The organism is Streptomyces sp. NPDC110618 (genome assembly GCF_055657065.1).
The window spans coordinates 34,987-60,220 of the sequence record NZ_JBVKBN010000031.1 but is presented as its reverse complement, the minus strand read 5'-3'; the positions used below and the strand labels follow the sequence as shown (position 1 = coordinate 60,220).

Genomic DNA, 25,234 nt, shown 5'->3' with positions numbered 1-25,234 from the left:
TTTCACCAAAGACCTCAAGGGAGTTGGGGAGGGCGCCGACAAAGGATCCGTGAGTACCCTTGCGCACACCATGATGACCGCCGCCCGCGCCGCCGACTCCGGTCTCGTCGGCCCGGGCGAACTCGACCGCTACCCCTACGCCGAGGCCCCGGTGGCCGACCGCGTCGGAGCCCCGTCCTGGGAGAGCGCGGAGCCGGAGCTGGGCCGTGTGGGCCGGCGCGCCGCGGGCAGCCGCGGACGTGGGCTGCACGGCCAACTCGTCCAGCAGCTCGGCCAGATGATCGTCTCCGGCGACCTGGGTGCCGACCGCCCGCTGGTGCCCGAGGAGATCGGCCAGCGCTTCGAGGTCTCCCGCACCGTCGTCCGTGAGTCGCTCCGCGTCCTTGAGGCCAAGGGCCTGGTCAGCGCCCGGCCGAACGTCGGCACGCGCGTGCGTCCCGTCAGCGACTGGAACCTCCTCGACCCGGACATCATCGAGTGGCGGGCCTTCGGGCCGCAGCGCGACGACCAGCGCCGTGAGCTGAGCGAGCTGCGCTGGACGATCGAGCCGCTCGCCGCGCGTCTGGCCGCGGGGCACGGCCGTGAGGACATCCAGCAGCGGCTGGCCGACATGGTCGAGATCATGGGCCACGCCATGGGGCAGGGCGACGCGCTCACCTTCTCGCGCGCGGACGCCGAGTTCCACTCGCTGCTCATCCAGGTCGCCGGCAACCGCATGCTGGAGCACCTCTCCGGGATCGTCTCGGCCGCCCTCCAGGTCTCCGGCGGTCCGGTCACCGGCTGCGAACGCCCGAACGAGTCGTCGCTGGCGCACCACGCCCGCATCGTCGACGCCCTCGCCGCCGGAGACGGCGCGGCGGCCGAGGCGGCGATGCGGCAGCTGCTCACCGTCCATCCGGAGGTGGAGCGCGTGGTGCCCGCCCCGCGCGAGCACTGAACGTGCCCCACGGGCGGCGCGGCCGGGGATGCCTCCCCCCTTCCGTGGCATCGTCCGGTCGGTGGACCGCCCCCCGTCGGACCCCGCAGGATCCGCGCGATCCTGCGGGGTCCGACGGCGCGGCGGGGCGGCGGCGCGGGCGGAGTTACCGTTAGCAGTGCCCTCGACCGACACCATCTGTCCGTATCTGACCGTTTTTGATCGCTTACGGGGTGTGACTCGGGCCACGCAGATTGGGCGTAACGCTTGTGGAAACAGCGCGATGACCTAAGAGGTGACAGCCGCGGAGGGAATACGGACGCCGTACACGGCGCTGTGCATCTTCCCGGCCCCCGCCCGCACCGTCGGCCCATCCCCAGGTCGGTGGTCGGCTCCTGTCCGCTGTGGACGGGGCCGGAAGCCGTTTTCCAACGTTCCGAGAGGTTGTTCGTGTCGGCCAGCACATCCCGTACGCTCCCGCCGGAGATCGCCGAGTCCGTCTCTGTCATGGCGCTCATTGAGCGGGGAAAGGCTGAGGGGCAGATCGCCGGCGATGACGTGCGTCGGGCCTTCGAAGCTGACCAGATTCCGGCCACTCAGTGGAAGAACGTACTGCGCAGCCTCAACCAGATTCTTGAGGAAGAGGGTGTGACGCTGATGGTCAGTGCCGCGGAGCCCAAGCGCACCCGAAAGAGCGTCGCAGCGAAGAGTCCGGCCAAGCGCACCGCCACCAAGACCGTCGCGGCGAAGACGGTGACCACCAAGAAGGCCACCGCCACCGCCACGCCCGCGGCACCCGCCGCCGACGCGGCCGCCGAGGAGGAAGCGGCGCCTGTAAAGAAGGCCGCTGCCAAGAAGACCACCGCCAAGAAGACGGTGGCCAAGAAGACCACCGCGAAGAAGACGGCGGCCAAGAAGACCACCGCCAAGAAGGACGACGCCGAGCTGGTCGAGGACGAGGTCCTCGAAGAGGTCAAGCCCGGCGACGAGCCCGAGGGCACGGAGAGCGCCGGTTTCGTACTCTCCGACGAGGACGAGGACGACGCGCCCGCGCAGCAGGTCGCGGCCGCCGGTGCCACCGCCGACCCGGTCAAGGACTACCTCAAGCAGATCGGCAAGGTCCCGCTGCTCAACGCCGAGCAGGAGGTCGAACTCGCCAAGCGCATCGAGGCCGGTCTGTTCGCCGAGGACAAGCTGGCCAACGCCGACAAGCTCGCCCCCAAGCTCAAGCGCGAGCTGGAGATCATCGCCGAAGACGGCCGCCGCGCCAAGAACCACCTCCTGGAGGCCAACCTCCGTCTGGTGGTCTCCCTGGCCAAGCGCTACACCGGCCGCGGCATGCTCTTCCTGGACCTCATCCAGGAGGGCAACCTCGGTCTGATCCGCGCGGTGGAGAAGTTCGACTACACCAAGGGCTACAAGTTCTCCACGTACGCCACCTGGTGGATCCGTCAGGCGATCACCCGCGCCATGGCCGACCAGGCCCGCACCATCCGTATTCCGGTGCACATGGTCGAGGTCATCAACAAGCTCGCGCGCGTGCAGCGCCAGATGCTCCAGGACCTGGGCCGCGAGCCCACCCCGGAGGAGCTGGCCAAGGAGCTCGACATGACCCCCGAGAAGGTCATCGAGGTCCAGAAGTACGGCCGCGAGCCCATCTCGCTGCACACCCCGCTCGGCGAGGACGGCGACAGCGAGTTCGGTGACCTCATTGAGGACTCCGAGGCCGTGGTCCCGGCCGACGCGGTCAGCTTCACGCTCCTGCAGGAGCAGCTGCACTCCGTTCTCGACACCCTGTCCGAGCGCGAGGCGGGCGTCGTCTCGATGCGCTTCGGTCTCACCGACGGTCAGCCGAAGACCCTCGACGAGATCGGCAAGGTGTACGGCGTGACGCGTGAGCGCATCCGCCAGATCGAGTCCAAGACCATGTCGAAGCTGCGCCACCCGTCGCGCTCCCAGGTCCTTCGGGACTACCTCGACTAGGCCGAGTCCTACGTGACGAAGGCCCGGTTCCCCGCGCGGGGGCCGGGCCTTCGCGCTGCCCGCGCGGGTGCGGGGTGCGCCGGGGTGGATGACGCTGGGTGTCCCACGACCACCCCTGAGTGAGGAGCGCGTATGCGTCGTCCCCTGGTCCGGGCGCTCGCCCGGCCTCTGGTCCTGGCTGCCACCGCGGCCGTCATACCCTTCACCTCCGCGGCCCCGGCGGCCTCCGACAGCATCATCGTGGGGGGCTTCCCGGTGGATGTCGCCGACAGTCCCTGGACGGTGGCGCTGTCCAGCCGTGACCGGTTCGGGGGTACGCGCTCGGGGCAGTTCTGCGGCGGCGTCGCCGTCGGGCCGACCACCGTGCTCACCGCGGCCCACTGTCTGCGCGAGGACGTCCTCGGGTCGGCGCCGGACGAGGTGCCCGACCTCAGGGTCATCACGGGACGCACCGACCTGCGGACGGACCAGGGGCAGGAGATCGCCGTACGGCGGAGCTGGGTGAACCCCGAGTACGACGACGTCACCAACGCCGGGGACTTCGCCGTCCTCACGCTCGCGGAGCCGCTGCCGCAGGACTCGGTGATCCATGCGGCGGCGGCCGGGGATCCGGCGTACGCGGAGGGGACGGAGGCCATGGTCTACGGGTGGGGGGATGTGACCGGGGGCGGGGACTACGCGACGAGCCTGCGGGCGGCGCGCGTGCATGTGCTCGCCGACAGCCGCTGCGAGCGGGCCTATCCCGGCGGCGGTGGCGGCGGTGTGTATCTCGCCGACAGCATGCTGTGCGCCGGTGAGGTGCTGGGCGGCCGGGACGCCTGCCAGGGGGACAGCGGCGGCCCGCTGGTCGCCGGGGGGCGGCTGATCGGGCTGGTGTCCTGGGGGAGCGGCTGCGGCCTCCCCGGGAGCCCCGGGGTGTACGCGAGGGTCTCCGACGCCCTGGCGAAGCTGGGCTGGGACACCGGCGCCGTGAGAGGGGCGCAGGGGGCGCCCTGAGCGGTTCCGGGCAACGCGTAGGGCGGCTGCCCCGGGAAATCGGGGACAGCCGCCCGTACGCCGGCCTAATGCCTGTATCTGGCTCGTCGTGGACGCGAGGGTGTCAGCGCTCTTCCTCGGAAGCGGTGGCGGGAACGGCCGTCAGCCGCTCCGTCTCGTCCTGTATCTCAGCGGCGATCTTCTTGAGTCCCGGCTCGAACTTGCGGCCGTGGTGGGCGCAGAAGAGCAGTTCTCCGCCGCTTACCAGGACGACGCGCAGGTATGCCTGGGCGCCGCAGCGGTCGCAGCGATCGGCGGCCGTCAGCGGGCTCGCGGGGGTCAGAACAGTAGTCACGTCGCCTCTTCTCTAGCTCGACGAGCTGTCGTACCAGGGTCAACATCCAACCAGCCCGAAAACGTTCCCGCTCGTGGCTTTTCCTTGAAAAAATCTTTCCGGGCGGCTGGCTGCTGCCGGTTGGCGGCGAATGTGCCGTATCGCGTGTCTGTGTGTCGTACGGGTTCGCACTGTCGGTCGGTGTCGGTCCCTCCGGCTGGATTGCCGGTTTGTTCATGAGGACGTGCCCGGAGCCTAAATGGTTCATGCCTGGAAGGGAACGTGATATGTACTTCACTCCATCGAGGGATCGAACATCTATGCGACTCTGGACTAGTCTGCCGACAGACGAGGGTGGCGTTACATCGGCTCTACCAGGCCTCGGTACCCTCTGAGCGGCGACCGAAGCCGCGCCCTTACCCATCAGGGCGCCACCTGAAATTCAGCGAGGAGCGAACCGCGTGACCGCCGAGACGTCCGTGCCGTCCACAGCGCTGCTGGCAGGAGCAGACCGGGACGGTTCCAACTACACCGCGCGGCACCTGCTCGTCCTTGAGGGCCTCGAAGCCGTGCGCAAGCGCCCGGGCATGTACATCGGCTCGACCGACAGCCGCGGCTTGATGCACTGCCTCTGGGAGATCATCGACAACTCCGTGGACGAGGCCCTCGGGGGCTACTGCGACCACATCGAGGTCGTCCTCCACGACGACGGCTCGGTCGAGGTCCGCGACAACGGCCGGGGCATCCCGGTCGACGTCGAGCCCAAGACCGGCCTGTCCGGCGTCGAGGTCGTGATGACCAAGCTGCACGCCGGCGGCAAGTTCGGCGGCGGCTCCTACGCGGCCTCCGGCGGTCTGCACGGCGTGGGCGCCTCCGTGGTGAACGCCCTGTCCGCGCGACTGGACGTCGAGGTGGACCGCGGTGGCCACACCCACGCCATCAGCTTCCGGCGCGGGGTGCCCGGCGTGTTCGCCGCCACCGGACCGGAGGCGAAGTTCGAGGCGGGCAGCGGGCTGCGCAAGACCAAGAAGATCCCCAAGAACCGCGCCGGCACGCGCGTGCGCTACTGGGCCGACCGGCAGATCTTCCTCAAGGACGCCAGGCTCTCCCTGGAGAACCTCCACCAGCGCGCCCGCCAGACCGCCTTCCTGGTGCCCGGGCTGACCATCGTCGTGCGCGACGAGTTCGGCCTCGGCGAGGGCGGCAGCAAGGGTGAGGAGTCCTTCCGCTTCGACGGCGGCATCAGCGAGTTCTGCGAATACCTCGCCACCGACAAGCCCATCTGCGACGTGCTGCGCCTGTCCGGCCAGGGCACCTTCCGGGAGACCGTCCCGGTCCTGGACGAGCACGGCCAGATGACGCCCACCCAGGTCACCCGCGAACTCGACGTCGACGTGGCGCTGCGCTGGGGCACGGGCTACGACACGACCGTGAAGTCGTTCGTGAACATCATCGCCACCCCCAAGGGCGGCACCCATGTCGCGGGCTTCGAGGCGGCCGTCACGAGCACCCTCAACGAGGTCCTGCGGGCCAAGAAGCTGCTGCGCGTGGCCGAGGACGACATCGTCAAGGACGACGCCCTGGAAGGCATCACCGCCGTCGTCACCGTCCGCCTGGCCGAGCCCCAGTTCGAGGGCCAGACCAAGGAGGTGCTCGGCACCTCCGCGGCACGCCGCATCGTGAACTCCGTGATCAGCAAGGAACTCAAGGCGTTCCTGACCTCCACCAAGCGCGACGCGGCCGCCCAGGCCCGCGTGGTCATGGAGAAGACCGTCGCCGCGGCACGCACGCGTATCGCCGCGCGCCAGCACAAGGACGCGCAGCGCCGCAAGACGGCCCTGGAGTCCTCCTCGCTGCCCGCCAAGCTCGCCGACTGCCGCAGCGACGACGTCGAGCGCAGCGAACTGTTCATCGTCGAGGGAGACTCCGCGCTGGGCACCGCCAAGCTCGCCCGGAACTCCGAGTTCCAGGCGCTGCTGCCGATCCGCGGCAAGATCCTCAACGTCCAGAAGTCGTCCGTCACGGACATGTTGAAGAACGCCGAGTGCGGCGCGATCATCCAGGTCATAGGAGCCGGTTCGGGCCGGACCTTCGACATCGACGCGGCCCGCTACGGCAAGATCATCATGATGACCGACGCCGATGTCGACGGCTCCCACATCCGCTGCCTGCTGCTGACCCTGTTCCAGCGCTACATGCGGCCCATGGTGGAGGCCGGACGGGTCTTCGCGGCCGTGCCGCCGCTGCACCGCATCGAGCTCGTCCAGCCCAAGAAGGGCCAGGACAAGTACGTGTACACGTACTCCGACCGCGAACTGCGCGACAAGCTCATGGAGTTCCAGTCCAAGGGCATCCGCTACAAGGACTCCATCCAGCGCTACAAGGGTCTCGGCGAGATGGACGCCGACCAGCTGGCGGAGACGACCATGGACCCGCGCCACCGCACCCTGCGCCGGATCAACCTCTCCGACCTGGAGGCGGCCGAGCAGGTCTTCGACCTGCTGATGGGCAACGACGTGGCGCCGCGCAAGGAGTTCATCTCCTCCTCGGCGGCGACGCTGGACCGCTCCCGCATCGACGCGTAGGAACCTTCGGGCCGGGGCGGGCCGAGGGCGGGTGACTCCGCCTACGGCCCGCCCCGGCCTACGCGTTTGCGAAGCAGATCGCACCGTACATGCGGGACAAATCACCTGATGGGGTGAAGGGCGAGGGGAACAAGAGTCGGGGATCTTCCCGTTCTGTCCATCCTTGGGCATGCACTCAAGCAACGGTCACTCCCGCGCGCGCGAGGGTGGTCCCGGCGGCCCCGACGCGGTCGGGTCAACCGGGAGCGTGCGGTACGACGATCCCTGGTACGACGCGCTCGCCTCCGGCTGGGGCGAGTCGGACACCGCCCCCGCTCCCGCCGCCGCCCCGGCGGCCCGCGCGGAGGGGGCCACGGCCGCGGAGGTCTACCTGGAGGTGCAGCGCAGCGCCGCCTTCCAGGAAGTGCGCAGCCAGTACCGCAGGTTCGTCGTCCCGGCCGTCCTCGGCTTCCTGGCCTGGTACATCGGCTACGTCGTGACGGCCACCACCGCGCCCGCACTCATGGCCCGACCCGTGGCCGGCGCGGTGAACGTGGCGATGGTCGCCGGGCTCGCGCAGTTCCTCACCACCTTCCTGCTCACCTGGGCCTACACCCGCCACGCGCGCCTGCGCCGGGACCGGGCCGCGCTCGAACTGCGCTGGGACACCCAGGAAATGACCCGCGGCACGAGGAGCGGCACATCGTGACGGGCGATCATCAGACCCTGGCCCTGCTGCTGTTCAGCGCGTTCGTCGCCGTCACCCTGGCGATCACCACCTGGGTGAGCCGGCACCGGCACGGCTCCGCCGAGGAGTTCTACGCGGGAGGCCGGCTCTTCTCGCCGATGGAGAATGGTTTTGCCATCGCGGGCGACTACATGTCGGCCGCGTCCTTCCTCGGCATCTCCGGACTCATCGCCCTCTACGGCTACGACGGCCTGCTGTACTCGGTGGGCTTCCTGGTGGCCTGGCTGGTCGTGCTCTTCCTGGTCGCCGAACTGGTGCGCAACTGCGGCCGGTTCACCCTCGCCGACGTGGTCGCCGCCCGGATGAGCGAGCGGCCCGTACGCATCGCGGCGGGAACTTCCTCGGTCACCGTGTCCGTTCTGTATCTGGTGGCGCAGATGGTGGGTGCGGGCAGCCTGGTCGCGCTGCTGCTCGGCGGACAGGGCGAGGCGGCACAGACCTGGACCGTCATCGGCGTCGGCGCGCTCATGGTGATCTACGTGTCGTTGGGAGGGATGCGGGCCACCACCTGGATCCAGATCGTGAAGGCGGTCCTGCTGCTCGGCGGCACCATCGCGCTGACCGTGCTCGTCCTGGTGCGCTTCCATGGCGACTTCGACCACCTGCTGAGCAGCGCCGCCGAACGCAGCGGCCACGGCGAATCGTTCCTGGCCCCCGGCCTGAAGTACGGCGCCGACTGGACCGCCCGCTTCGACTTCATCAGCCTCGGACTCGCCCTGGTCCTCGGCACCGCCGGACTGCCCCACATCCTCTCCCGCTTCTACACTGTCCCCACCGCGCGGGCGGCACGCCGCTCGGTGGTCTGGTCGATCGGGCTGATCGGCGGCTTCTACCTGATGACGATCGTCCTGGGCTTCGGCGCCGCCGCCATCGTCGGCTCGGACGCCGTGCGCGCCTCCAACGCCGCCGGGAACACTGCCGTGCCGCTGCTGGCCCTCGACCTGGGTGGCGGGGCCGACTCCACCGGTGGAACGGTTCTCTTCGCCGTCGTCGCCGCCGTCGCCTTCGCCACGATCCTCGCCGTGGTCGCCGGAATCACCCTCGCCTCCTCGGCGTCCGTCGCCCACGACCTGTACGCCTCCCTGCGGCGCCGACGGGCCAAGCAGCGCAGCGAGGTCGCCGTCGCCCGGGTCGCCGCGGTCGGCATCGGCGTCGTCGCCATCGCCCTCGGCCTGCTCGCCCGCGACCTCAACGTCGCCTTCCTGGTCGGCCTGGCCTTCGCCGTCGCCGCGTCCGCCAATCTGCCCGTGCTGCTCTATTCGCTGTTCTGGCGAGGGTTCACCACCCGCGGTGCCGTCTGGGCCGTCTACGGGGGCCTCATCCCCGCCCTGACGCTCGTCCTGCTCTCCCCGGTGGTCTCCGGAAGCCCCGAGTCCCTCGTCCCCGGCGTCGACTTCCACCTGTTCCCGCTCCAGAACCCCGGCATCGTGTCCATCCCGCTCGGTTTCCTGGCCGGCTGGCTCGGCACCGTCACCTCCGCCGAACTCCCCGACGAGGCCAAGCACGCGGAGACCGAGGTGCGGTCACTGACCGGGGCGGGAGCGGCCTGATCGAAACGTTGCGAGCGGCCGGAGACAACCGGCCGTGAAATCCGTATCCCAGGGTGCGGGTACGGCCGCTTCCCCCGCCCCCACGAACGGCCGTGCCCTCAGACGCGGGTCGCCCAGACGTATCGGTGCTCAGGGCGGCCCGCGTCGCCGTACTTGAGGGTGAGCCGCGCGCGGCCCGTGCGCTCCAGGAGCTTCAGATAGCGCTGCGCGGTCTGGCGGCTGACTCCGGTGCGGTCCGCGATGTCCTGGGCGGACAGCGGGCCGTCCGCGTTGATCAGACAGCGCCGCACCAGATCGGCCGTGGTGGGGGAGTGGCCCTTGGGCAGCCCCGGCTCCGACGGCGCGGACAGGGCGCCGAAGATCCGGTCCACCTCGGCCTGTTCGGCCTCACCGCCGCCGTCGAGCGTGCGGCGCAGCTCCGCGTACGCCTCCAGCTTGGCGCGCAGCCCCGCGAAGGCGAACGGCTTGACCAGATACTGCAGCGCCCCGTGCCGCATCGCCTCCTGGACGGTGGAGACGTCCCGCGCGGCCGTCACCATGATCACGTCGGTGCTGTGGCCGCGCCGCCGCATCTCCCGTACGACCGACAGGCCCGTGTCGTCGGGCAGGTAGTGGTCCATCAGCACCAGGTCCACCCGGGGCAGCTCCTCGACCTGCCGCAGCGCCTGGGCCGCGCTGTGCGCCTCGCCGGCCACGTGGAAGCCCGGCACCTTCTCCACATAGGCGGCGTTGACATGGGCGACACGGGTGTCGTCGTCCACGACCAGGACCTCGATCATCGCGACTCCTCCTCGGCGGCCGCGCGGGCGGCGGCCCGGTGGGCGGTGGGGGCGGTCAGGGCGGGTTCGGCGGCCGGCTCCGTCAGCGCGTCCGGCAGGACGACCGTGAACTCCGCGCCACCGCCGGGCGCCTCGCCCACGGTGGCGCTGCCACCCTGCCGTTCGGCGAGCCGGCGCACCAGGGAGAGCCCGATCCCGCGCTCGCGATGGGCCGGTGCCTCCTTCGTGGACCAGCCCTCGGTGAAGATCAACTCGCGTCGCTCGGCCGGGATTCCGGGCCCGGTGTCGCGTACGACCAGGACGACCGTGTCCCCCTCGGTGCGCAGTTCGACCTCCACGCGCGCGTGCGCGGTGCCCGCGACCGCGTCCAGGGCGTTGTCCACCAGGTTGCCGACGACCGTCACGATGCCCCTCGGGTCGACCAGCCGGTCCGGCAGCCGCGTCCGGTCCGACACCAGCAGCGCCACCCCGCGCTCGGCCGCCACCGTCGCCTTGCCGACCAGCAGCGCCGCGAGCAGCGGGTCCTGGATCCGCTCCGTGACCTGTTCCGCGGTCGCCCGGTGCTCACCCACCACCTCGCCGACGAACTCCACGGCGTCGTCGTACATCTCCAGCTCCAGCAGCCCCAGCAGGGTGTGCATACGGTTGGCGTGCTCGTGGTCCTGGGCGCGCAGGGCGTCGATCAGCCCGCGCGTGGAGTCCAGTTCCCGGCCGAGCTGCTCCAACTCGGTGCGGTCGCGCAGGGTGGCCACGGCGCCGCCGTCGTCGGTGGGCATACGGTTGGCGACCAGGACGCGCTGCCCGCGCACGGTGAGCAGATCCGTGCCCGTCACCCGCCCGGCCAGTACGTCGGTCGTACGGCCCTCCCCGAGCGCCTCGTCCAGGGAGCGCCCGAGCGCCTCGTCACCGATGCCGAGCAGCCGCCGCGCCTCGTCGTTGAGCAGGCGCACCCGGCCCTCGCGGTCCAGTGCGACCACGCCCTCGCGGATGCCGTGCAGCATCGCCTCGCGCTCCGCCAGCAGCGCCGAGATGTCGGAGAAGGCCAGGTCGCGGGTCTGCCGCTGAACCCGCCGGGAGATCAGCCAGGCGGCCAGCGCGCCCACCGCAAGGGCGCCGCCCGCGTACGCCAGCAGCTCCGGGATCGCGTGGATCAGCCGGGCCCGGACGCTGTCGTAGGCGATGCCGACGGAGACCGCGCCGACGATGTCGCCGTCGCTGTCGCGCAGGGGCACCTTGCCGCGCGCGGTGCGGCCCAGGGTGCCGGCGTCGATCTCCATGACCTCGTCGCCGGCCAGGGCGTCGCCCGGGTCGGTGGACACGGTCCTGCCGACCTCGTCGGGAGTGGGATGCGACCAGCGCACGCCCCGCCAGTCCATCACGACCACGTACTCGGCCCGGGTGGCCTCGCGGATCCGCTCGGCCTCCTTCTGGACGGGCCCGTCGGACGTCGGGGGCGTGTTCACGACGCCGTGGGCGATCTGCGGATCGACGGCGGTGGTCTGGGCGATGGCCAGGGCCCGGCGCATGGCCTGGTCGTCGAGCTGGTTGCCGAGCGGCGCGAGGAACAGGCCCGTCGCGAGCACCGCGACTCCCGCGGCGATCGCCACCTGCATCAGCAGCACCTGCGAGAACATCCGCCGCGGCAGGCCGAGGCGCAGGCGGCGCGCGGGGGGAGTGGGGCTCATACCCACGACGGTACGTGGACCCGCCGCGGAAGCGTCAGGCCGGTGCCGCCATGCTCGTCGGCCGACCGGTGCCGCCGGGCTCGTCAGCCGGGCGGTGTCGTCATGGCCGTCGGCCGACTGGTGCGGTCGCGGCTGTCAGGCGGCTGATGCGGTCAAGGCCCTCAGCCGGCCAGTGCCGTCGTGGTGGCCAGCTCGCGTACCGCGACCACGTCCATCCGCGCGGGCGAGCCCAGTACCGACGTACCGCAGCTCTCCGCCCGGGGCGGCAGCGCCTCGCCCTGGGCGACGACCACATGCCACAGGCGGCCGTCGGTGTGGGCGACGGTCACCGTCCAGCGCGGCGCGGCGCCCTCGGTGCGGATGACGCTCAGGGCGTCCGCCGCGTACTCGCCCACCGCCGAGCGCACGGCCAGCTCGGCCGTCTGCCCGGGCCGCTCCCACGCGGAGTTCCCGCGGCAGCCCTCGACGACGATCCGCCCCTCCCGCGCGTGAAGGAGGACCTCCTTGACGGCGGGCGCCTGTGCGCGGCCGTAGGCGTAGCCGTACGGCAGGACCAGCAGGGTCGGGGAGAAACGGTGCCCACCCAGATGGGTGACCTCCCAGACGCCCTCCACGCCCGAGGCGTCGAGTTCGGCGGCGAGAGGGCGGCCGAGGAGGGCGCAGCAGCGGTCCCGCTTGCCGTTGGTGCACACGAGCGCGAGTGGGTCGCCGGTGTGCGGGGCGGCCTGGAGCACCGTGTCGAACACACGGTGGTCGCCCCTGCCGAGCGCGGCGAAGTCCAGGTCGAGCAGCCGGCGCGGGTCGGTGATGGTGGCGCCGTGCAGCCAGGCGTTCCCGGGGGTGGTGTGGGCGGCGTACACCCGACGCGCGGCGGGCGTGCCGCGGTCGGCGTGGCGCCCGGGGCGGCGGATGAGCGCGATCCGCACGCCGGTGCCCTTGGCGGCGGCCTCCAGGGCGCGGCCCAGCGCGGGGTCCAGATGGCTGGAGGTGAGCGCCTTGGCGCCCCACGGACCGGGCTGCTCCAGCAGCAGCCAGGTCTTCGCGGTGGCCGCGGTGCCCGCGATCGGCTCGTCGAGGTCCCGGGAGACACTTGAGCAAGTACTCACGAAGGTGAGCCTAACCTGACTTGATCCAGAGTGGCTTCCCGGGCCGCTCGTGTCCTACTCCGGCAGTGGTCGGGGTGGCCTCGGGCCGACGTAGTGACCGCTGGGACGTATCCTCAGGGGGCGCTCGCCGTACTCCTCCAGCGCGTGGGCGATCCAGCCCGCCGTCCGGGCGACGGCGAAGATCGTCTCGCCTGCGGTGGCGGGCATGCCGCAGGTCGCGGTGAACACGGCCAGGGCCAGGTCGACATTGGCGTGCAGCGGCGTGTGCCGGGCGGTCGTGGAGACGACGTCGCGGGCCGCCGCCAGGGCGGGCTCGGCCCGCGGGATCCGCTCCAGCAGCTCGAACAGTACCCGCGCGCGTGGGTCCTCGCCCGGGTAGAGCCGGTGCCCGAGGCCGGGGATGCGGCGGCCGGCGCGGAGTTCCTCGGCGATCACCGGTGCCGCGTCGCCGCGGTCGAGGACGTCCAGGAGCATCCGGTGGGCGAGGCCGCTGGCCGCGCCGTGCAAGGGGCCCTCCAGGACGCCCAGGCCCGCTGAGACGGCCGCGTAGGCGTGCGCGCGGGCCGAGGCGGCGACGCGCACGGCCAGTGTGGAGGCGGCGAGGTCGTGATCGACGAGGAGGGCGAGCGCCGTGTCCAGGACGCGCACGCAGTCCTCGTCGGCGGGCAGTCCGCTGAGCCGTGCCCACAGGCGGGCGGCGAGCGGGCCGGTGTCGCGGTGGCCGCGCCGTATGGGGGGCAGGGCGGCGACGAGGGTGGGGATGAGCGTGCGCGCGGTGCCGAGAACGGCGTCCTCGGACAGGTCGAAGCGCAACGGGTCCGCGGTCGCCGCGGCGATGGCAGCGACCCTCAACCGGTCGGTGGGCCCGGTGTGTTCGGGCAGTGCGTCGGCTGCGCGGCGGGCCGCGGTGGCCGTGGCCTCGGGGGCGTCGAAGGTGATGCCCGGGCGGAGGCTTCCGGTCCACAGCCACTCGGCGACTTCCTCGTAGGAGTGGCGCAGGGCGAGTTCGGTCGCGTCGACGCCGCGGAAGTAGTACCGGTCCGCGTCGATGAGGGTGATGCGGGTGCGTACCGCCAGCTCATGGCCGGAGCCCGAAGTGCCGCCGCTGTCGCGCCGGTTGCGCCGGGCGAGGGCCTCGACCTCCTTGGCGTCGAACGTGCTGCCCCGGCCGCTGGGCATGCGGCTGCTGCTGAGCAGTCCGCGGCTGACGTACGCGTACACGGTCTCGGGTTTCACGCCGAGCAGCTCGGCTGCCTCCTTGGTGGTCAGCCGCCGGGACGGGTGCTCGGAGCCGGGGTCTTGATCGCGCATGGGGGTCACCGTATCCGTCTGGGCGACACGTGGATTGTTGTATTGACTGAATCAATATTGACAGAGATTGAGTCAAGCATGGACAGTCGAATCAAGTCCAGGGAGGTAGTCATGACGGTCAACAGGTCGGGCAGCACGCTCATCGAGGCGCCGCGGGGGCTCGCGGGTGTCGTCGTCACCGACACGGAGATCGGTGACGTACGAGGGAGAGAGGGCTTCTACCACTACCGGCAGTACTCCGCGGTCGACCTCGCGCGGACGCGCTCCTTCGAGGACGTCTGGCATCTGCTGATCCACGGCGAACTGCCGCCGGACGCGGAGCGGGCCGCGGCCTTCGCCGCCCGAGACCGCCGTACTGCGGCGCCTGCCCGACGAGGTGAGCGCGGTACTCCCCGCGATCGCCGCGGCGGAGCACGCCACCGGGTCCGGACCGCTCGCCGGGATGCGCACGGCACTGTCCCTGCTCGGCGCGGTCAAGGGCTTCCGGCCGGTGTACGACATCGGCGCGGACGAACGCCGCCGGGACACGCTGGCCGCGGCGGCCGCCGTGCCGACGCTGCTCACCGCGCTGTACCGGCTGGGGGAGGGGCGCGATCCGGTGGAGCCGCGGGAGGACCTGCCGTACGCGGCGAACTATCTGTACATGTTGACGGGTTCCGAACCGGAACCGGAGCGGGCGCGGGCCGTCGAGCAGTACTTGATCTCAACCATTGATCACGGATTCAACGCGTCAACCTTCACCGCGAGGGTCATCGCGTCGACGGGAGCGGACGTGGCGGCGTGCCTCGTGGGCGCTGTGGGCGCGCTCTCCGGCCCCCTGCACGGCGGCGCGCCCAGCCGGGCGCTGGACACCCTGGACGCCATCGGCACACCCGACCGCATTGACCCGTGGATCCGTCAACGCGTCCTCGCCGGCGACCGCATCATGGGCTTCGGCCACGCCGTCTACCGCACCGAGGACCCCCGCTCCCGCATGCTCCGCGAGATCGCCCGGCGCTTCGGCGGCCCCCGCGTCGACTTCGCTGTCGAGGTCGAGCGCCGGGTCGAGGCGATCCTCGCCGAGCTGAAGCCCGGTCGTGAACTCCACACCAACGTCGAGTTCTACGCGGGTGTGGTCATGGAACTCTGCGGCCTGCCCCGCGAGATGTTCACCCCCACCTTCGCGGCGGCCCGCGTCGTCGGCTGGAGCGCCAACATCCTCGAACAGTCCGAGGACCGGAAGATCATCCGCCCGGTGGCACGGTATGTGGGGCCGGGGGCGCCGATGGCGGTGCCGGTGGCCGCTTGACCCGGGCGATGCTCAGGAGGCGGGCGACCCGTCACCCGTGGAGGTTTCGCGGATCGCTCGGTCGAAGAGCCGGAAGAAGCGTGCCTCCGTGCTGTCCTCGGGGAGCGCTGCCTTGGCGTCCCGCGACAGCTGCCAGTAACGGCGGAACGCCGGACTCCTGACCAGGCTTCGCGCATGGGCGAGGACCTCGGCGTCCGACACGCTTCCCCACTCGTAGATCAGCGCGTAGTGGCTGTACGTGAGGTTGGCGAAGAGCAATTGGCGTATCTCGGCCGGGCTGTGACCCGGGTAGTCGTTCCACACCTCGGCCAGCGACGCGTCGTTCATCTGCATCTGCGTCAACTGGATGTGCAGACCCCGCAGATCCGCTGTCGCGCTCCTGCGCAGTTCTTCCCGAGAGGCGATCAGCTCCCGCCGCTGAAGGGCGAGTTCCTCGCGTTGCATCCTCAGTTCGCGCTGCTGGAAGAGCAAGGTGGCGACCAGCAGGAGGACAGCCACACCGGAGAAGACCGCGCTCACCGCCCCGAAGTAGTCACCGAGGGCGCTGCGCTGGGCCGCTTCCTCCATGCCGCCGTTCGCCTGCTCCACACCGCTGATCAGCCATCCGCTGACGACCAGGGACGCCAGGCACACGGCGGCCGTACCGATGAGCGCCACGGCGAGCCATGCGATCGCCCTGCTCGCGGACCGCCATGCTGGTGTTCCAGCCAAGATCCCCTCCCGGATGCCGAGTTGGGAGGATTCCCCCGAGCCGAGCAGGAAAACTCGGGGGCTCGGTCCAGCAGAGACGTTGGGGGCGACTGGCGCCGGGTCCGGTAGCGGTTCTACCGGACCTTCCGCCTCAGGCGTCCGGAATGTCCGCCTTGGCTCTGAGGAGGGTTTCTCTGGTGATGACCACGATGCGCTCATAGTCGGCGCGTGCGGCGTCATGAGGAAGTGCGGGGTCGAGTTCCGCAGTCGCTTCGCAGCCGATGATCGCGAAGTTGCCGTCATCGAGCTCGAAGATGTCCGGGCACGACTGACCCGTACCACTGCCACGCTCACGGGGCGAGGCCCCAATACGTCGCACGATTTTCACCGAGAGATACCAGCCTTATGGCTCGCAGGGGAGGGGAGCCTCCAGGCGTGGCTGCCTCCGGGCAAGAGTGTGCTACGGAGCGCTCCTGCTCCGAGCGTGATGGTGTCGCCGGAGTGCCCGGAGAGGGTGGGCAACAAGATAGCCGACCGGTTGCTGACGACGTGCGGCATCACGCTGGAAGATCGGGTGAAATGCGACCGTGGTCAGCCGTCAGCAAAGGTGGTCACCCGTCGTCCGTCCCGACGACCCACCATTCCTCCCCGTCGGAGTCGTCCAGCTCCCGGATCAGATCGTCCATCCTGTTCCCGAGTACCGCTTCCTCCGATTCCCTCGGCAGGCTCATCCGGTGCGGACGGGTGGCCTCCCAGTACTCGCGGAACACAGGGTTCTGGCACAGGATGCGCAGGTGTCCGAAGAGTTCCGGCCGTGTCCAGGCGCCGATGCGGTGATAGAAGAGGGCGTTGACATAGAGCACGTTCGCGAACAGGAACTGTCGCTGCTTGTCGAGCGGGATCTCCGCGTCGTACGTGTCGAGCACCGCGGTCAGCGCGGGATCGTCCATCGCCTTGCACATGAGGTCGAAGTGGAGTCGATGCTGCTCGATGAGGGCAGCACGTTTCCGCTGGCTCGTGCTGCGTGCCGTGACAGTCTTGAGCATGGTCGCGAGACTCGCTCGCGCGGTGCGGCCGAGGCTCCCCAGCCGGAAGCTCTGTGTGGCCATGTCAACCCCCGAATCAGGCGGCCGTCCGCCGGTCGTCGGGGTGCGGGTCGACTGAAGGGGACCGGCGAGCGGTGGGCGGCGCTTGCCGTCTCCCAGGGTGCCGAGCGGCTCTGATCGGCAGGGAGGCGGAGAGGAGGCGCACGGAGGGAAGCGAGGGTCGCACAGTCCGGCGCCATGCCCAACGTCTGCCCCGCAAGTGCTGCTAACAATCGTTCACTTCGCCCGGATTCTTGCGGCTCGTATCCTGGACCGGCATTGATTCTTCGCCCGTGCACCACGCCAACGAGCCGGTGCACGCGTCGGTGTGAGAGAGGTCGCTCGTTGCTCCCCAGCAGCCCCGCGCAGCAGATTCCCGTCGTCGTGCTCGCCGGATTCCTCGGCTCCGGGAAGACGACCCTCCTCAACCACCTCCTGCACCGCAGCGGCGGCAGCCGGATCGGGGCCATCGTCAATGACTTCGGGGCGATCGAGATCGATGCCATGGCCGTGGCGGGGGCACTCGGGGATTCCACCGTGTCCCTCGGGAACGGCTGCCTGTGCTGCGCCGTTGATGCCAGTGAGCTGGACAGCTACCTGGAGCGGCTCGCGGCGCCCTCCGCCGGCATCGACGTCATTGTCATCGAGGCCAGCGGGCTCGCCGAGCCGCAGGAACTGGTGCGCATGGTGCTCGCCAGCGAGCATCCCGGCATCGTCTACGGCGGGCTCGTCGAGGTCGTCGACGCCGCAGAGTTCGACGCCACCCGCGCCCGGCACCCCGAGATCGACCGGCACCTCGCCCTCGCCGACCTCGTCGTCGTCAACAAGCTCGACCGGGCCGAGGACCCCGAGCGCGTGCTGTCGGCCGTACGCGGGCTCGCCGGGCGCGCCGCCGTCGTACCCGCGACCTACGGGCGCATCGACCCGGAGTTCCTCTTCGACTGCCGGCCCAGTGAGGAGCGCATCGGGCAGCTGTCCTTCGACGACCTGCACCAGCACGACGAGGGCGGTGAGCATGACGGGCATCTGCACACCGCCTACGACAGTGTGTCGTTCGAGTCGGGGCGGGCTCTTGATCCGCGGGCGCTCATGCGGTTTCTCGACAGCCGGCCCGAGGGGCTCTACCGGATCAAGGGGTACGTCGACTTCGGGCCGCACGACACCCGTAACCGGTACGGCGTGCATGCCGTCGGGCGGTTCCTGCGGTTCTACCCCGAGCCGTGGCCGGGCGGCGCCGAACGCCTCACCCAGCTCGTGCTCATCGGGTCCGGCATCGACGCGCCCGCCCTCGCCAAGGAACTCGCGGCGTGCGAGAGCGACGCCCCGCACGCCGACGAGCACGGCATGTGGGGCGTCCTCCGCTACGTCCAGGGCTCCGAGGAGGAACCCCCCGAGGCCGGCGTCTAGACCGGGCCCGCCACCACCGCCACCGTCTTCGGCAGCGACACACCCGAGCCGTCGCGGCGCGGGTCCATGTCCGGAAGCTCGGCCGGGCTGCCGTTCTTCTGCGCCGCGCGGGCCGGGGCCGGGCCCGCCCAGGCCAGCGACAGGCAGTCCTCGCCCTTCAGGAACCGCTGGCAGCGCACACCGCCGGTGGCTCGGCCCTTGCGCGGGTACTGGTCGAAGGGGGTCAGCTTGGCCGTCGTCTGGACCGAGTCGTCCAGCGTGCCGCGCGAGCCCGCCACGGTGAAGACGACGGCGTCCGCCGCCGGGTCCACCGCCGTGAAGGAGATGACCTTCGCGCCCTGGGAGAGCTTGATGCCCGTCATACCGCCCGCCGGACGGCCCTGCGGACGCACCTGGGACGCCTGGTAGCGCAGCAACTGGGCGTCGTCCGTGATGAAGACCAGGTCCTCCTCACCGGTGCGCAGCTCCACCGCGCCGACGATCCGGTCGCCCTCCTTGAGGGTGATGACCTCCAACTCCTCCTTGTTGGAGGGGTAGTCCGGCACCACCCGCTTGACGACACCCTGCTCGGTGCCGAGCGCCAGACCGGGGGAGGACTCGTCCAGCGTCGTCAGACAGACCACCGTCTCGTCGCCCTCCAGGGAGACGAACTCCGACAGCGGCGCACCGCCCGACAGGTTCGGCCGCGACGCCGTCTCCGGCAGCGTCGGCAGGTCGACGACGTTGATCCGCAGCAGCCGGCCCGCCGAGGTCACCGCGCCCACCTCGCCGCGCGCCGTGGCGGGCACCGCGGAGATGATCACGTCGTGCTTGGTGCGCCTGGCCTCGCCGTCCTCCGTGAACGGGTCGCCGTTGGCCGTACGGGCCAGCAGACCCGTCGACGACAGCAGCACCCGGCACGGGTCGTCGGCGACCTGCAGCGGCTGCGCCGCCGCCTGGCTGCCCGCCGACTCCAGCAGGACCGTACGCCGCTCGTTGCCGAACTTCTTGGCGACCGCGGCCAGTTCGGAGGAGACCAGCTTGCGCAGCTCCGCGTCCGACTCCAGGATCGCGGTCAGCTGGGCGATCTCCTCGGTGAGCCGGTCCTTCTCCGCCTCCAGCTCGATGCGGTCGTACTTGGTGAGCCGGCGCAGCGGGGTGTCCAGGATGTACTGGGTCTGGACGTCCGACAGCGAGAAGCGCTCGATCAGGCGCTCCTTGGCCTGCGCGCTGTTCTCGCTGGAGCGGATCAGCCGGATGACCTCGTCGATGTCGACGAGCGCGGTCAGCAGGCCCTCCACCAGGTGGAGGCGGTCGCGGCGCTTGGTGCGGCGGAACTCGCTGCGCCGCCGCACGACCTCGAAGCGGTGGTCGAGGTAGACCTCCAGCAGCTCCTTCAGGCCCAGGGTGAGGGGCTGGCCGTCGACCAGGGCGACGTTGTTGATGCCGAAGGACTCCTCCATCGGCGTCAGCTTGTACAGCTGCTCCAGCACGGCCTCCGGCACGAAGCCGTTCTTGATCTCGATGACCAGGCGCAGGCCGTGCTCGCGGTCGGTGAGGTCCTTGACGTCGGCGATGCCCTGGAGCTTCTTCGAGCCGACCAGGTCCTTGATCTTGGCGATCACCTTCTCCGGGCCGACCGTGAAGGGCAGCTCGGTGACGACCAGGCCCTTGCGGCGGGCGGTGACGTTCTCCACCGACACCGTGGCGCGGATCTTGAAGGTGCCGCGGCCGGTCTCGTAGGCGTCGCGGATGCCGGACAGGCCCACGATCCGGCCGCCGGTGGGCAGGTCGGGGCCCGGGATGTACTTCATCAGTGTCTCCAGATCCGCGTTCGGGTGGCGGATCAGGTGACGGGCGGCGGCGATGACCTCGCCGAGGTTGTGCGGCGGCATGTTGGTGGCCATGCCGACCGCGATCCCGGAGGAGCCGTTGACCAGGAGGTTCGGGAAGGCGGCGGGCAGCGCCACCGGCTCCTGCTCCTGGCCGTCGTAGTTGGGCGCGAAGTCGACCGTGTCCTCGTCGATCGACTCGGTCATCAGGCTGGTCGCGGCGGCCTGGCGGCACTCGGTGTACCGCATCGCGGCCGGCGGGTCGTCGTTGCCCAGCGAACCGAAGTTGCCGTGGCCGTCGACCAGCGGCAGGCGCATCGAGAAGGGCTGCGCCATGCGCACCAGCGCGTCGTAGATCGACGCGTCGCCGTGCGGGTGCAACTTACCCATGACCTCGCCGACCACGCGCGCGCACTTCACATAGCCGCGGTCGGGGCGCAGGCCCATCTCGTTCATCTGGTAGACGATGCGCCGGTGGACCGGCTTCAGTCCGTCGCGGGCGTCCGGCAGGGCGCGCGAGTAGATGACCGAGTACGCGTACTCAAGGAAGGAGCCCTGCATCTCGTCGACGACGTCGATGTCGAGGATCTTCTCCTCGTACGAGTCATCGGGCGGCGGGGTCTTCGTGCTGCGGCGGGCCATCGCTGCCTGGGCTCCTTCTTCTTCGCGCTAGCTGTGTGCGTGCACCGGATCCGACGCGGACCATTGTGGACCGCGGCACTGACAACCCGGATCAGGACCCGGCGTCGGGGTCGTGCGGACCGGCGCGCAGGTGATCTCCGCTTCCGGTTGCCCGCAGGCTACGCGATCCGCTCGCGGCTCCGCCCTCGGCGTACGCGTCCCGGGAACTTCGCCGGGGCCGCCGACGCTTGCATACAGTGGCAGGACCGGCAGGAAGACCGCGGTTTTTCACGACCGCGTCCGCGATCGAAGGGACGTACATGCCCATGGGTCACACGGCCACAGACCAGGCAGGCACCGGAGGCCTGACAGCAACGGAGCACCGCCTGGCCAACGGCCTTCGCGTGGTGCTCTCCGAGGACCACCTGACCCCCGTCGCAGCGGTGTGCCTCTGGTACGACGTCGGTTCACGCCACGAGGTCAAGGGGCGTACCGGCCTGGCTCACCTTTTCGAGCACTTGATGTTCCAGGGCTCCGCGCAGGTCAAGGGCAACGGCCACTTCGAGCTGGTGCAGGGCGCCGGCGGCTCGCTGAACGGCACCACCAGCTTCGAGCGCACCAACTACTTCGAGACCATGCCCGCCCACCAGCTGGAGCTGGCGCTGTGGCTGGAGGCGGACCGGATGGGCTCGCTGCTGGCCGCCCTGGACGAGGAGTCCATGGAGAACCAGCGCGACGTCGTCAAGAACGAGCGCCGCCAGCGCTACGACAACGTCCCCTACGGCACGGCCTTCGAGAAGCTGACCGCCCTCGCCTACCCGGAGGGCCACCCCTACCACCACACGCCGATCGGCTCCATGGCCGACCTGGACGCGGCGACCCTGGAGGACGCGCGCGCCTTCTTCCGCACCTACTACGCGCCCAACAACGCCGTGCTGTCGGTCGTCGGCGACATCGACCCGGAGCAGACGCTCGCCTGGATCGAGAAGTACTTCGGCTCCATCCCCGCCCACGACGGCAAGCCCGCCCCGCGCGACGGCTCGCTGCCGGACATCATCGGCAAGGAGCTGCGCGAGGTCGTCGAGGAGGAGGTCCCCGCGCGGGCGCTGATGGCCGCCTACCGCCTGCCGCACGACGGCACGCGCGCGTGCGACGCCGCCGACGTCGCCCTGACGATCCTCGGCGGCGGCGAGTCCTCCCGTCTGTACAACCGGCTCGTCCGGCGTGACCGCACGGCCGTCGCCGCCGGCTTCGGCCTGCTGCGCCTCGCCGGCGCGCCCTCGCTGGGCTGGCTGGACGTGAAGACCTCCGGTGACGTCGAGGTCCCGGTCATCGAGGCCGCCATCGACGAGGAGCTGGCCCGGTTCGCCGAGCAGGGGCCGACGGCCGAGGAGATGGAGCGCGCCCAGGCCCAGTTGGAGCGCGAGTGGCTGGACCGGCTCGGCACCGTCGCGGGCCGCGCCGACGAACTGTGCCGCTACGCCGTCCTGTTCGGCGACCCGCAGCTCGCCCTCACCGCCGTGAGCCGCGTGCTGGAGGTGACCGCCGAGGAGGTCCAGGAGGTCGCCAAGGCCCGCCTGCGCCCCGACAACCGCGCGGTCCTCGTCTACGAGCCGACCGTCCCCCCGGAGTCCGTCGAGGAGCCCACCGAGGACCTGGAGTCGGCGGCCACCGTGGAAGCAAGCGACAACAACGAGGAGACGGCCAAGTGACCGAGCTCGCCCCGATGGAGTTCCACCCCCAGCCCACGGCGGGCGAGCCGAAGGTCTGGGCCTTCCCGGCGCCCACGCGCGGGACCCTCGACAACGGCCTGACCGTGCTGCGCTGCCACCGCCCCGGCCAGCAGGTCGTCGCCGTCGAGGTGCTCCTGGACGCGCCCCTGGAGGCCGAGCCCGCCGGCCTCGACGGCGTCGCCACGATCATGGCGCGCGCCTTCTCCGAGGGCACCGACAAGCACACCGCCGAGGAGTTCGCCGCCGAACTGGAGCGCTGCGGCGCCACCCTCGACTGCCACGCCGACCACCCGGGCGTGCGGCTCTCCCTCGAAGTGCCGGTCTCCCGCCTGCCCAAGGCGCTCGGTCTGCTCGCCGACGCCCTCAGGGCGCCCGCGTTCGCCGACAGCGAGGTCGAACGCCTGGTCCGCAACCGGCTCGACGAGATCCCGCACGAGCTGGCCAACCCCTCCCGGCGCGCCGCCAAGGAGCTGTCCAGGCAGCTCTTCCCGGCGACCTCGCGCATGTCCCGCCCGCGCCAGGGCACCGAGGAGACCGTCACCGCCATCGACTCCGCGGCCGTACGCGCCTTCTACGAGCGGCACGTGCGCCCCGCCACGGCCACCGCCGTGGTCGTCGGCGACCTCACCGGCACCGACCTCGACGCGCTCCTCGCCGACACCCTCGGCTCCTGGACCGGCTCGGCCGCCCAGCCCCGCCCGGTGCCCCCGGTCACGGCCGACGACACCGGCCGCGTCGTCATCGTGGACCGTCCCGGCGCCGTCCAGACCCAGCTGCTGATCGGCCGCGTCGGACCCGACCGGCACGACCGCGTATGGCCCGCGCAGGTGCTCGGCACGTACTGCCTGGGCGGCACCCTCACCTCCCGCCTGGACCGCGTGCTGCGCGAGGAGAAGGGCTACACCTACGGCGTGCGCGCCTTCGGGCAGGTCCTGCGCTCCGCCCCCGACGGCACCGGCGCCTCCATGCTCGCCATCAGCGGCTCCGTGGACACCCCGAACACCGGCCCGGCGCTGGGGGACCTGTGGACGGTGCTGCGCACCCTCGCCGAGGGCGGCCTCACCGATGCCGAGCGGGACGTCGCCGTGCAGAACCTGGTCGGGGTGGCGCCGCTGAAGTACGAGACGGCCGCCGCCGTCGCCGGCACCCTCGCCGACCAGGTCGAGCAGCACCTGCCCGACGACTTCCAGGCCACCCTGTACCGGCAGCTCGCCGAGACGGGCACCGTGGAGGCTACCGCGGCGGTCGTGAACGCCTTCCCGGTGGACCGTCTGGTGACGGTCCTGGTGGGTGACGCGGCGCAGATCAAGGAGCCCGTCGAGGCCCTCGGAATCGGTGAAGTCACCGTCGTGACAGCCGAGTAGACACACCCTCGGATCCCGAACGCGCGGCCACGCGCGCGTGGAGCCCTGGTGACCGGAGCGTCACCAGGGCTCCCGTATGTCCGAATTGATGCGGAGGTTGCCTGTCTGCCCTGTGGCGTGCGCTACAAAAGCACTGATCCGTTTGAGGATTGAAAGCGGCCCCGTTTAGCGTCATGCGGGCTGTTCGTCAGGCAGTGCGCCGCACCCGCGGCACCGGACAGTCATCGCCGAGTCCCCGAAGGCGCGAGCCTGGGGAGCCGGGGACCCACCGCAGTCCCTGGGGTGAATCGGGCGCCCGCGCGCAAGCGAGGGGGTCCGTAGGAGACCTTCCTGCTCCGAACCCGTCAGCTAACCCGGTAGGCGAGAAGGAAGGAAAGGACAAGCCACTTCATGGCGTTGACCCGCGCCACCGGGAAGCACCGTCGTCCCAGCCGGATGCAGCGCAGTACCGCCCGTGCGGCGGGCGTCGCGGCGCTCACCACCACCGGCGTCATCGGCACCGTGGCCGGACCGGCGTTCGCCGCCGCCCCCGAGGCCCCCGTCGAGCAGACCGGCATCACCCCCGTCCTCACCATGGGCGACACGGTCGCCGAGCAGATCGACGCCCAGGCCGCGGCGCAGCAGGAGGCGGCCGAGCTGGCGGAGATCAAGCGCCAGGCCGAGGAGGACGCCCGTCAGCGGGCCGCCGAGGCCGCGAAGGAGGCCCGGGAGGCCAAGGAGCGTGCCGCCCGCGAGGCCGAGCGCAAGCGCCTGAACACCTTCGTCTCGCCGATCGCCGGCTCCTACGTCTCGACCAGCTACCAGGCAGGCGGCGCCGTCTGGTCCTCCGGCAGCCACACCGGCATCGACTTCCACGCCTCCAGCGGCACCTCGGTCCGCTCGGTCGGCGTCGGCACCGTCGTCGAGGCCGGCTGGGGCGGGGCGTACGGCAACCAGGTCGTCATCAAGATGCACGACGGCACCTACACCCAGTACGGGCACCTGTCGTCCGTCAGTGTCTCGGTGGGCCAGAGCGTCACCCCGGGCCAGCAGATCGGCCTGTCGGGTGCCACCGGCAACGTGACCGGGGCGCACCTGCACTTCGAGGCCCGCACGGGTGAGGACTACGGCTCGGACATCGACCCGGTCTCCTACCTCCGCTCGCACGGTGTGAACATCTGACCCGCACGGGTGTGACCATCTGACGGCACTGCCCCAACCCGCTGAACCCCGGCTGACGAAGCCGGGGTTTTCGGCGTTTTCCGGTCCCCGTTGTCCAAAAAATATGCATGGAATCCGGCCCGC

The 25,234-nt window shown here is 70.8% G+C and carries 19 protein-coding genes, 1 pseudogene and 1 riboswitch; of the genes and pseudogenes, 11 read left to right on the top strand and 9 right to left on the bottom strand.

Features of this window, described 5'->3' with window-relative positions; genetic code table 11:
* The first annotated feature begins 49 nt into the window (after positions 1-49).
* The 3 genes from ACZ7L7_RS34590 to ACZ7L7_RS34580 all read left to right on the top strand — a co-directional run bounded on the left by ACZ7L7_RS34590 (position 50) and on the right by ACZ7L7_RS34580 (position 3,895).
* Positions 50-937 carry a FadR/GntR family transcriptional regulator gene (locus tag ACZ7L7_RS34590; protein ID WP_285516614.1) on the top strand — a complete coding sequence of 296 codons (888 nt, stop codon included), beginning with the start codon at positions 50-52 and terminating at the stop codon, positions 935-937.
* 429 nt (positions 938-1,366) lie between these two features.
* Complete coding sequence (locus ACZ7L7_RS34585; protein ID WP_285516613.1) at positions 1,367-2,899, top strand: RNA polymerase sigma factor; 1,533 nt, start codon at positions 1,367-1,369, stop codon at positions 2,897-2,899.
* Positions 2,900-3,031: 132 nt separating this feature from the next.
* Positions 3,032-3,895, top strand: coding sequence for a S1 family peptidase (locus ACZ7L7_RS34580; RefSeq protein WP_285516612.1), 864 nt, complete (start codon positions 3,032-3,034; stop codon positions 3,893-3,895).
* Between the two features lie 103 nt (positions 3,896-3,998).
* Here the strand turns inward: ACZ7L7_RS34580 and ACZ7L7_RS34575 are convergent, their stop codons facing one another.
* Entirely contained in the window at positions 3,999-4,229 is a 231-nt protein-coding gene (locus ACZ7L7_RS34575) for a DUF7455 domain-containing protein (protein ID WP_093720492.1), read from the bottom strand.
* A 440-nt stretch (positions 4,230-4,669) separates the two neighbouring features.
* Here ACZ7L7_RS34575 and ACZ7L7_RS34570 point away from each other — a divergent pair, with 440 nt between their 5' ends.
* The 3 genes from ACZ7L7_RS34570 (at position 4,670) to ACZ7L7_RS34560 (ending at position 9,070) form a co-directional block, all read left to right on the top strand.
* The gene (locus ACZ7L7_RS34570) at positions 4,670-6,793 is read left to right on the top strand and encodes a DNA gyrase/topoisomerase IV subunit B (protein ID WP_285516611.1); all 2,124 of its coding nucleotides are present in this window, start codon (positions 4,670-4,672) and stop codon (positions 6,791-6,793) included.
* Between the two features lie 169 nt (positions 6,794-6,962).
* On the top strand, positions 6,963-7,481 hold the full coding sequence (locus ACZ7L7_RS34565; protein WP_285516610.1) for a DUF485 domain-containing protein: 519 nt from the start codon (positions 6,963-6,965) through the stop codon (positions 7,479-7,481).
* Positions 7,478-9,070 (top strand): solute symporter family protein, encoded by a 1,593-nt coding sequence (locus tag ACZ7L7_RS34560; RefSeq protein WP_285516609.1) that lies wholly within the window; start codon positions 7,478-7,480, stop codon positions 9,068-9,070. The genes ACZ7L7_RS34565 and ACZ7L7_RS34560 overlap by 4 nt, the downstream gene beginning before the upstream one ends.
* 98 nt (positions 9,071-9,168) lie before the next feature.
* Here ACZ7L7_RS34560 and ACZ7L7_RS34555 read toward each other — a convergent pair whose 3' ends face one another.
* The 4 genes from ACZ7L7_RS34555 to ACZ7L7_RS34540 all read right to left on the bottom strand — a co-directional run bounded on the left by ACZ7L7_RS34555 (position 9,169) and on the right by ACZ7L7_RS34540 (position 13,951).
* On the bottom strand, positions 9,169-9,849 hold the full coding sequence (locus ACZ7L7_RS34555) for a response regulator (protein WP_285516608.1): 681 nt from the start codon (positions 9,847-9,849) through the stop codon (positions 9,169-9,171).
* Positions 9,846-11,534 carry an ATP-binding protein gene (locus ACZ7L7_RS34550; RefSeq protein WP_471431577.1) on the bottom strand — a complete coding sequence of 563 codons (1,689 nt, stop codon included), beginning with the start codon at positions 11,532-11,534 and terminating at the stop codon, positions 9,846-9,848. The genes ACZ7L7_RS34555 and ACZ7L7_RS34550 overlap by 4 nt, the downstream gene beginning before the upstream one ends.
* A gap of 161 nt (positions 11,535-11,695) precedes the next feature.
* Positions 11,696-12,640 carry a sucrase ferredoxin gene (locus ACZ7L7_RS34545; RefSeq protein ID WP_285516606.1) on the bottom strand — a complete coding sequence of 315 codons (945 nt, stop codon included), beginning with the start codon at positions 12,638-12,640 and terminating at the stop codon, positions 11,696-11,698.
* Positions 12,641-12,694: 54 nt separating this feature from the next.
* Positions 12,695-13,951, bottom strand: a complete 1,257-nt coding sequence (locus ACZ7L7_RS34540) for a citrate synthase family protein (RefSeq protein ID WP_285516605.1) — start codon at positions 13,949-13,951, stop codon at positions 12,695-12,697.
* Positions 13,952-14,062: 111 nt separating this feature from the next.
* On the opposite strand from ACZ7L7_RS34540, the pseudogene ACZ7L7_RS34535 reads away from it, so the two are divergent.
* Positions 14,063-15,239, top strand: a pseudogene (locus tag ACZ7L7_RS34535) (citrate synthase/methylcitrate synthase).
* Between the two features lie 12 nt (positions 15,240-15,251).
* Here the strand turns inward: ACZ7L7_RS34535 and ACZ7L7_RS34530 are convergent.
* The 3 genes from ACZ7L7_RS34530 to ACZ7L7_RS34520 form a co-directional block, all read right to left on the bottom strand.
* Positions 15,252-15,950, bottom strand: a complete 699-nt coding sequence (locus ACZ7L7_RS34530) for a DUF6082 family protein (protein WP_285516603.1) — start codon at positions 15,948-15,950, stop codon at positions 15,252-15,254.
* A gap of 130 nt (positions 15,951-16,080) precedes the next feature.
* Positions 16,081-16,317, bottom strand: coding sequence for a hypothetical protein (locus ACZ7L7_RS34525; RefSeq protein ID WP_285516602.1), 237 nt, complete (start codon positions 16,315-16,317; stop codon positions 16,081-16,083).
* Between the two features lie 223 nt (positions 16,318-16,540).
* Complete coding sequence (locus ACZ7L7_RS34520) at positions 16,541-17,038, bottom strand: DUF6082 family protein (protein ID WP_285516601.1); 498 nt, start codon at positions 17,036-17,038, stop codon at positions 16,541-16,543.
* A gap of 321 nt (positions 17,039-17,359) precedes the next feature.
* On the opposite strand from ACZ7L7_RS34520, the gene ACZ7L7_RS34515 reads away from it, so the two are divergent.
* The gene (locus tag ACZ7L7_RS34515) at positions 17,360-18,421 is read left to right on the top strand and encodes a CobW family GTP-binding protein (protein WP_472077875.1); all 1,062 of its coding nucleotides are present in this window, start codon (positions 17,360-17,362) and stop codon (positions 18,419-18,421) included.
* Here the strand turns inward: ACZ7L7_RS34515 and ACZ7L7_RS34510 are convergent.
* Complete coding sequence (locus ACZ7L7_RS34510) at positions 18,418-20,874, bottom strand: DNA gyrase/topoisomerase IV subunit A (protein WP_285516599.1); 2,457 nt, start codon at positions 20,872-20,874, stop codon at positions 18,418-18,420. The genes ACZ7L7_RS34515 and ACZ7L7_RS34510 overlap by 4 nt on opposite strands.
* A 299-nt stretch (positions 20,875-21,173) precedes the next feature.
* On the opposite strand from ACZ7L7_RS34510, the gene ACZ7L7_RS34505 reads away from it, so the two are divergent.
* The 3 genes from ACZ7L7_RS34505 (at position 21,174) to ACZ7L7_RS34495 (ending at position 25,111) form a co-directional block, all read left to right on the top strand.
* Complete coding sequence (locus ACZ7L7_RS34505; RefSeq protein ID WP_285516598.1) at positions 21,174-22,565, top strand: M16 family metallopeptidase; 1,392 nt, start codon at positions 21,174-21,176, stop codon at positions 22,563-22,565.
* Complete coding sequence (locus ACZ7L7_RS34500) at positions 22,562-23,950, top strand: M16 family metallopeptidase (protein ID WP_285516597.1); 1,389 nt, start codon at positions 22,562-22,564, stop codon at positions 23,948-23,950. The genes ACZ7L7_RS34505 and ACZ7L7_RS34500 overlap by 4 nt, the downstream gene beginning before the upstream one ends.
* A 215-nt stretch (positions 23,951-24,165) precedes the next feature.
* Positions 24,166-24,327, top strand: a riboswitch (cyclic di-AMP (ydaO/yuaA leader).
* 13 nt (positions 24,328-24,340) lie between these two features.
* Positions 24,341-25,111 (top strand): M23 family metallopeptidase, encoded by a 771-nt coding sequence (locus ACZ7L7_RS34495; protein WP_285516596.1) that lies wholly within the window; start codon positions 24,341-24,343, stop codon positions 25,109-25,111.
* The last annotated feature ends 123 nt before the right edge of the window (positions 25,112-25,234 follow it).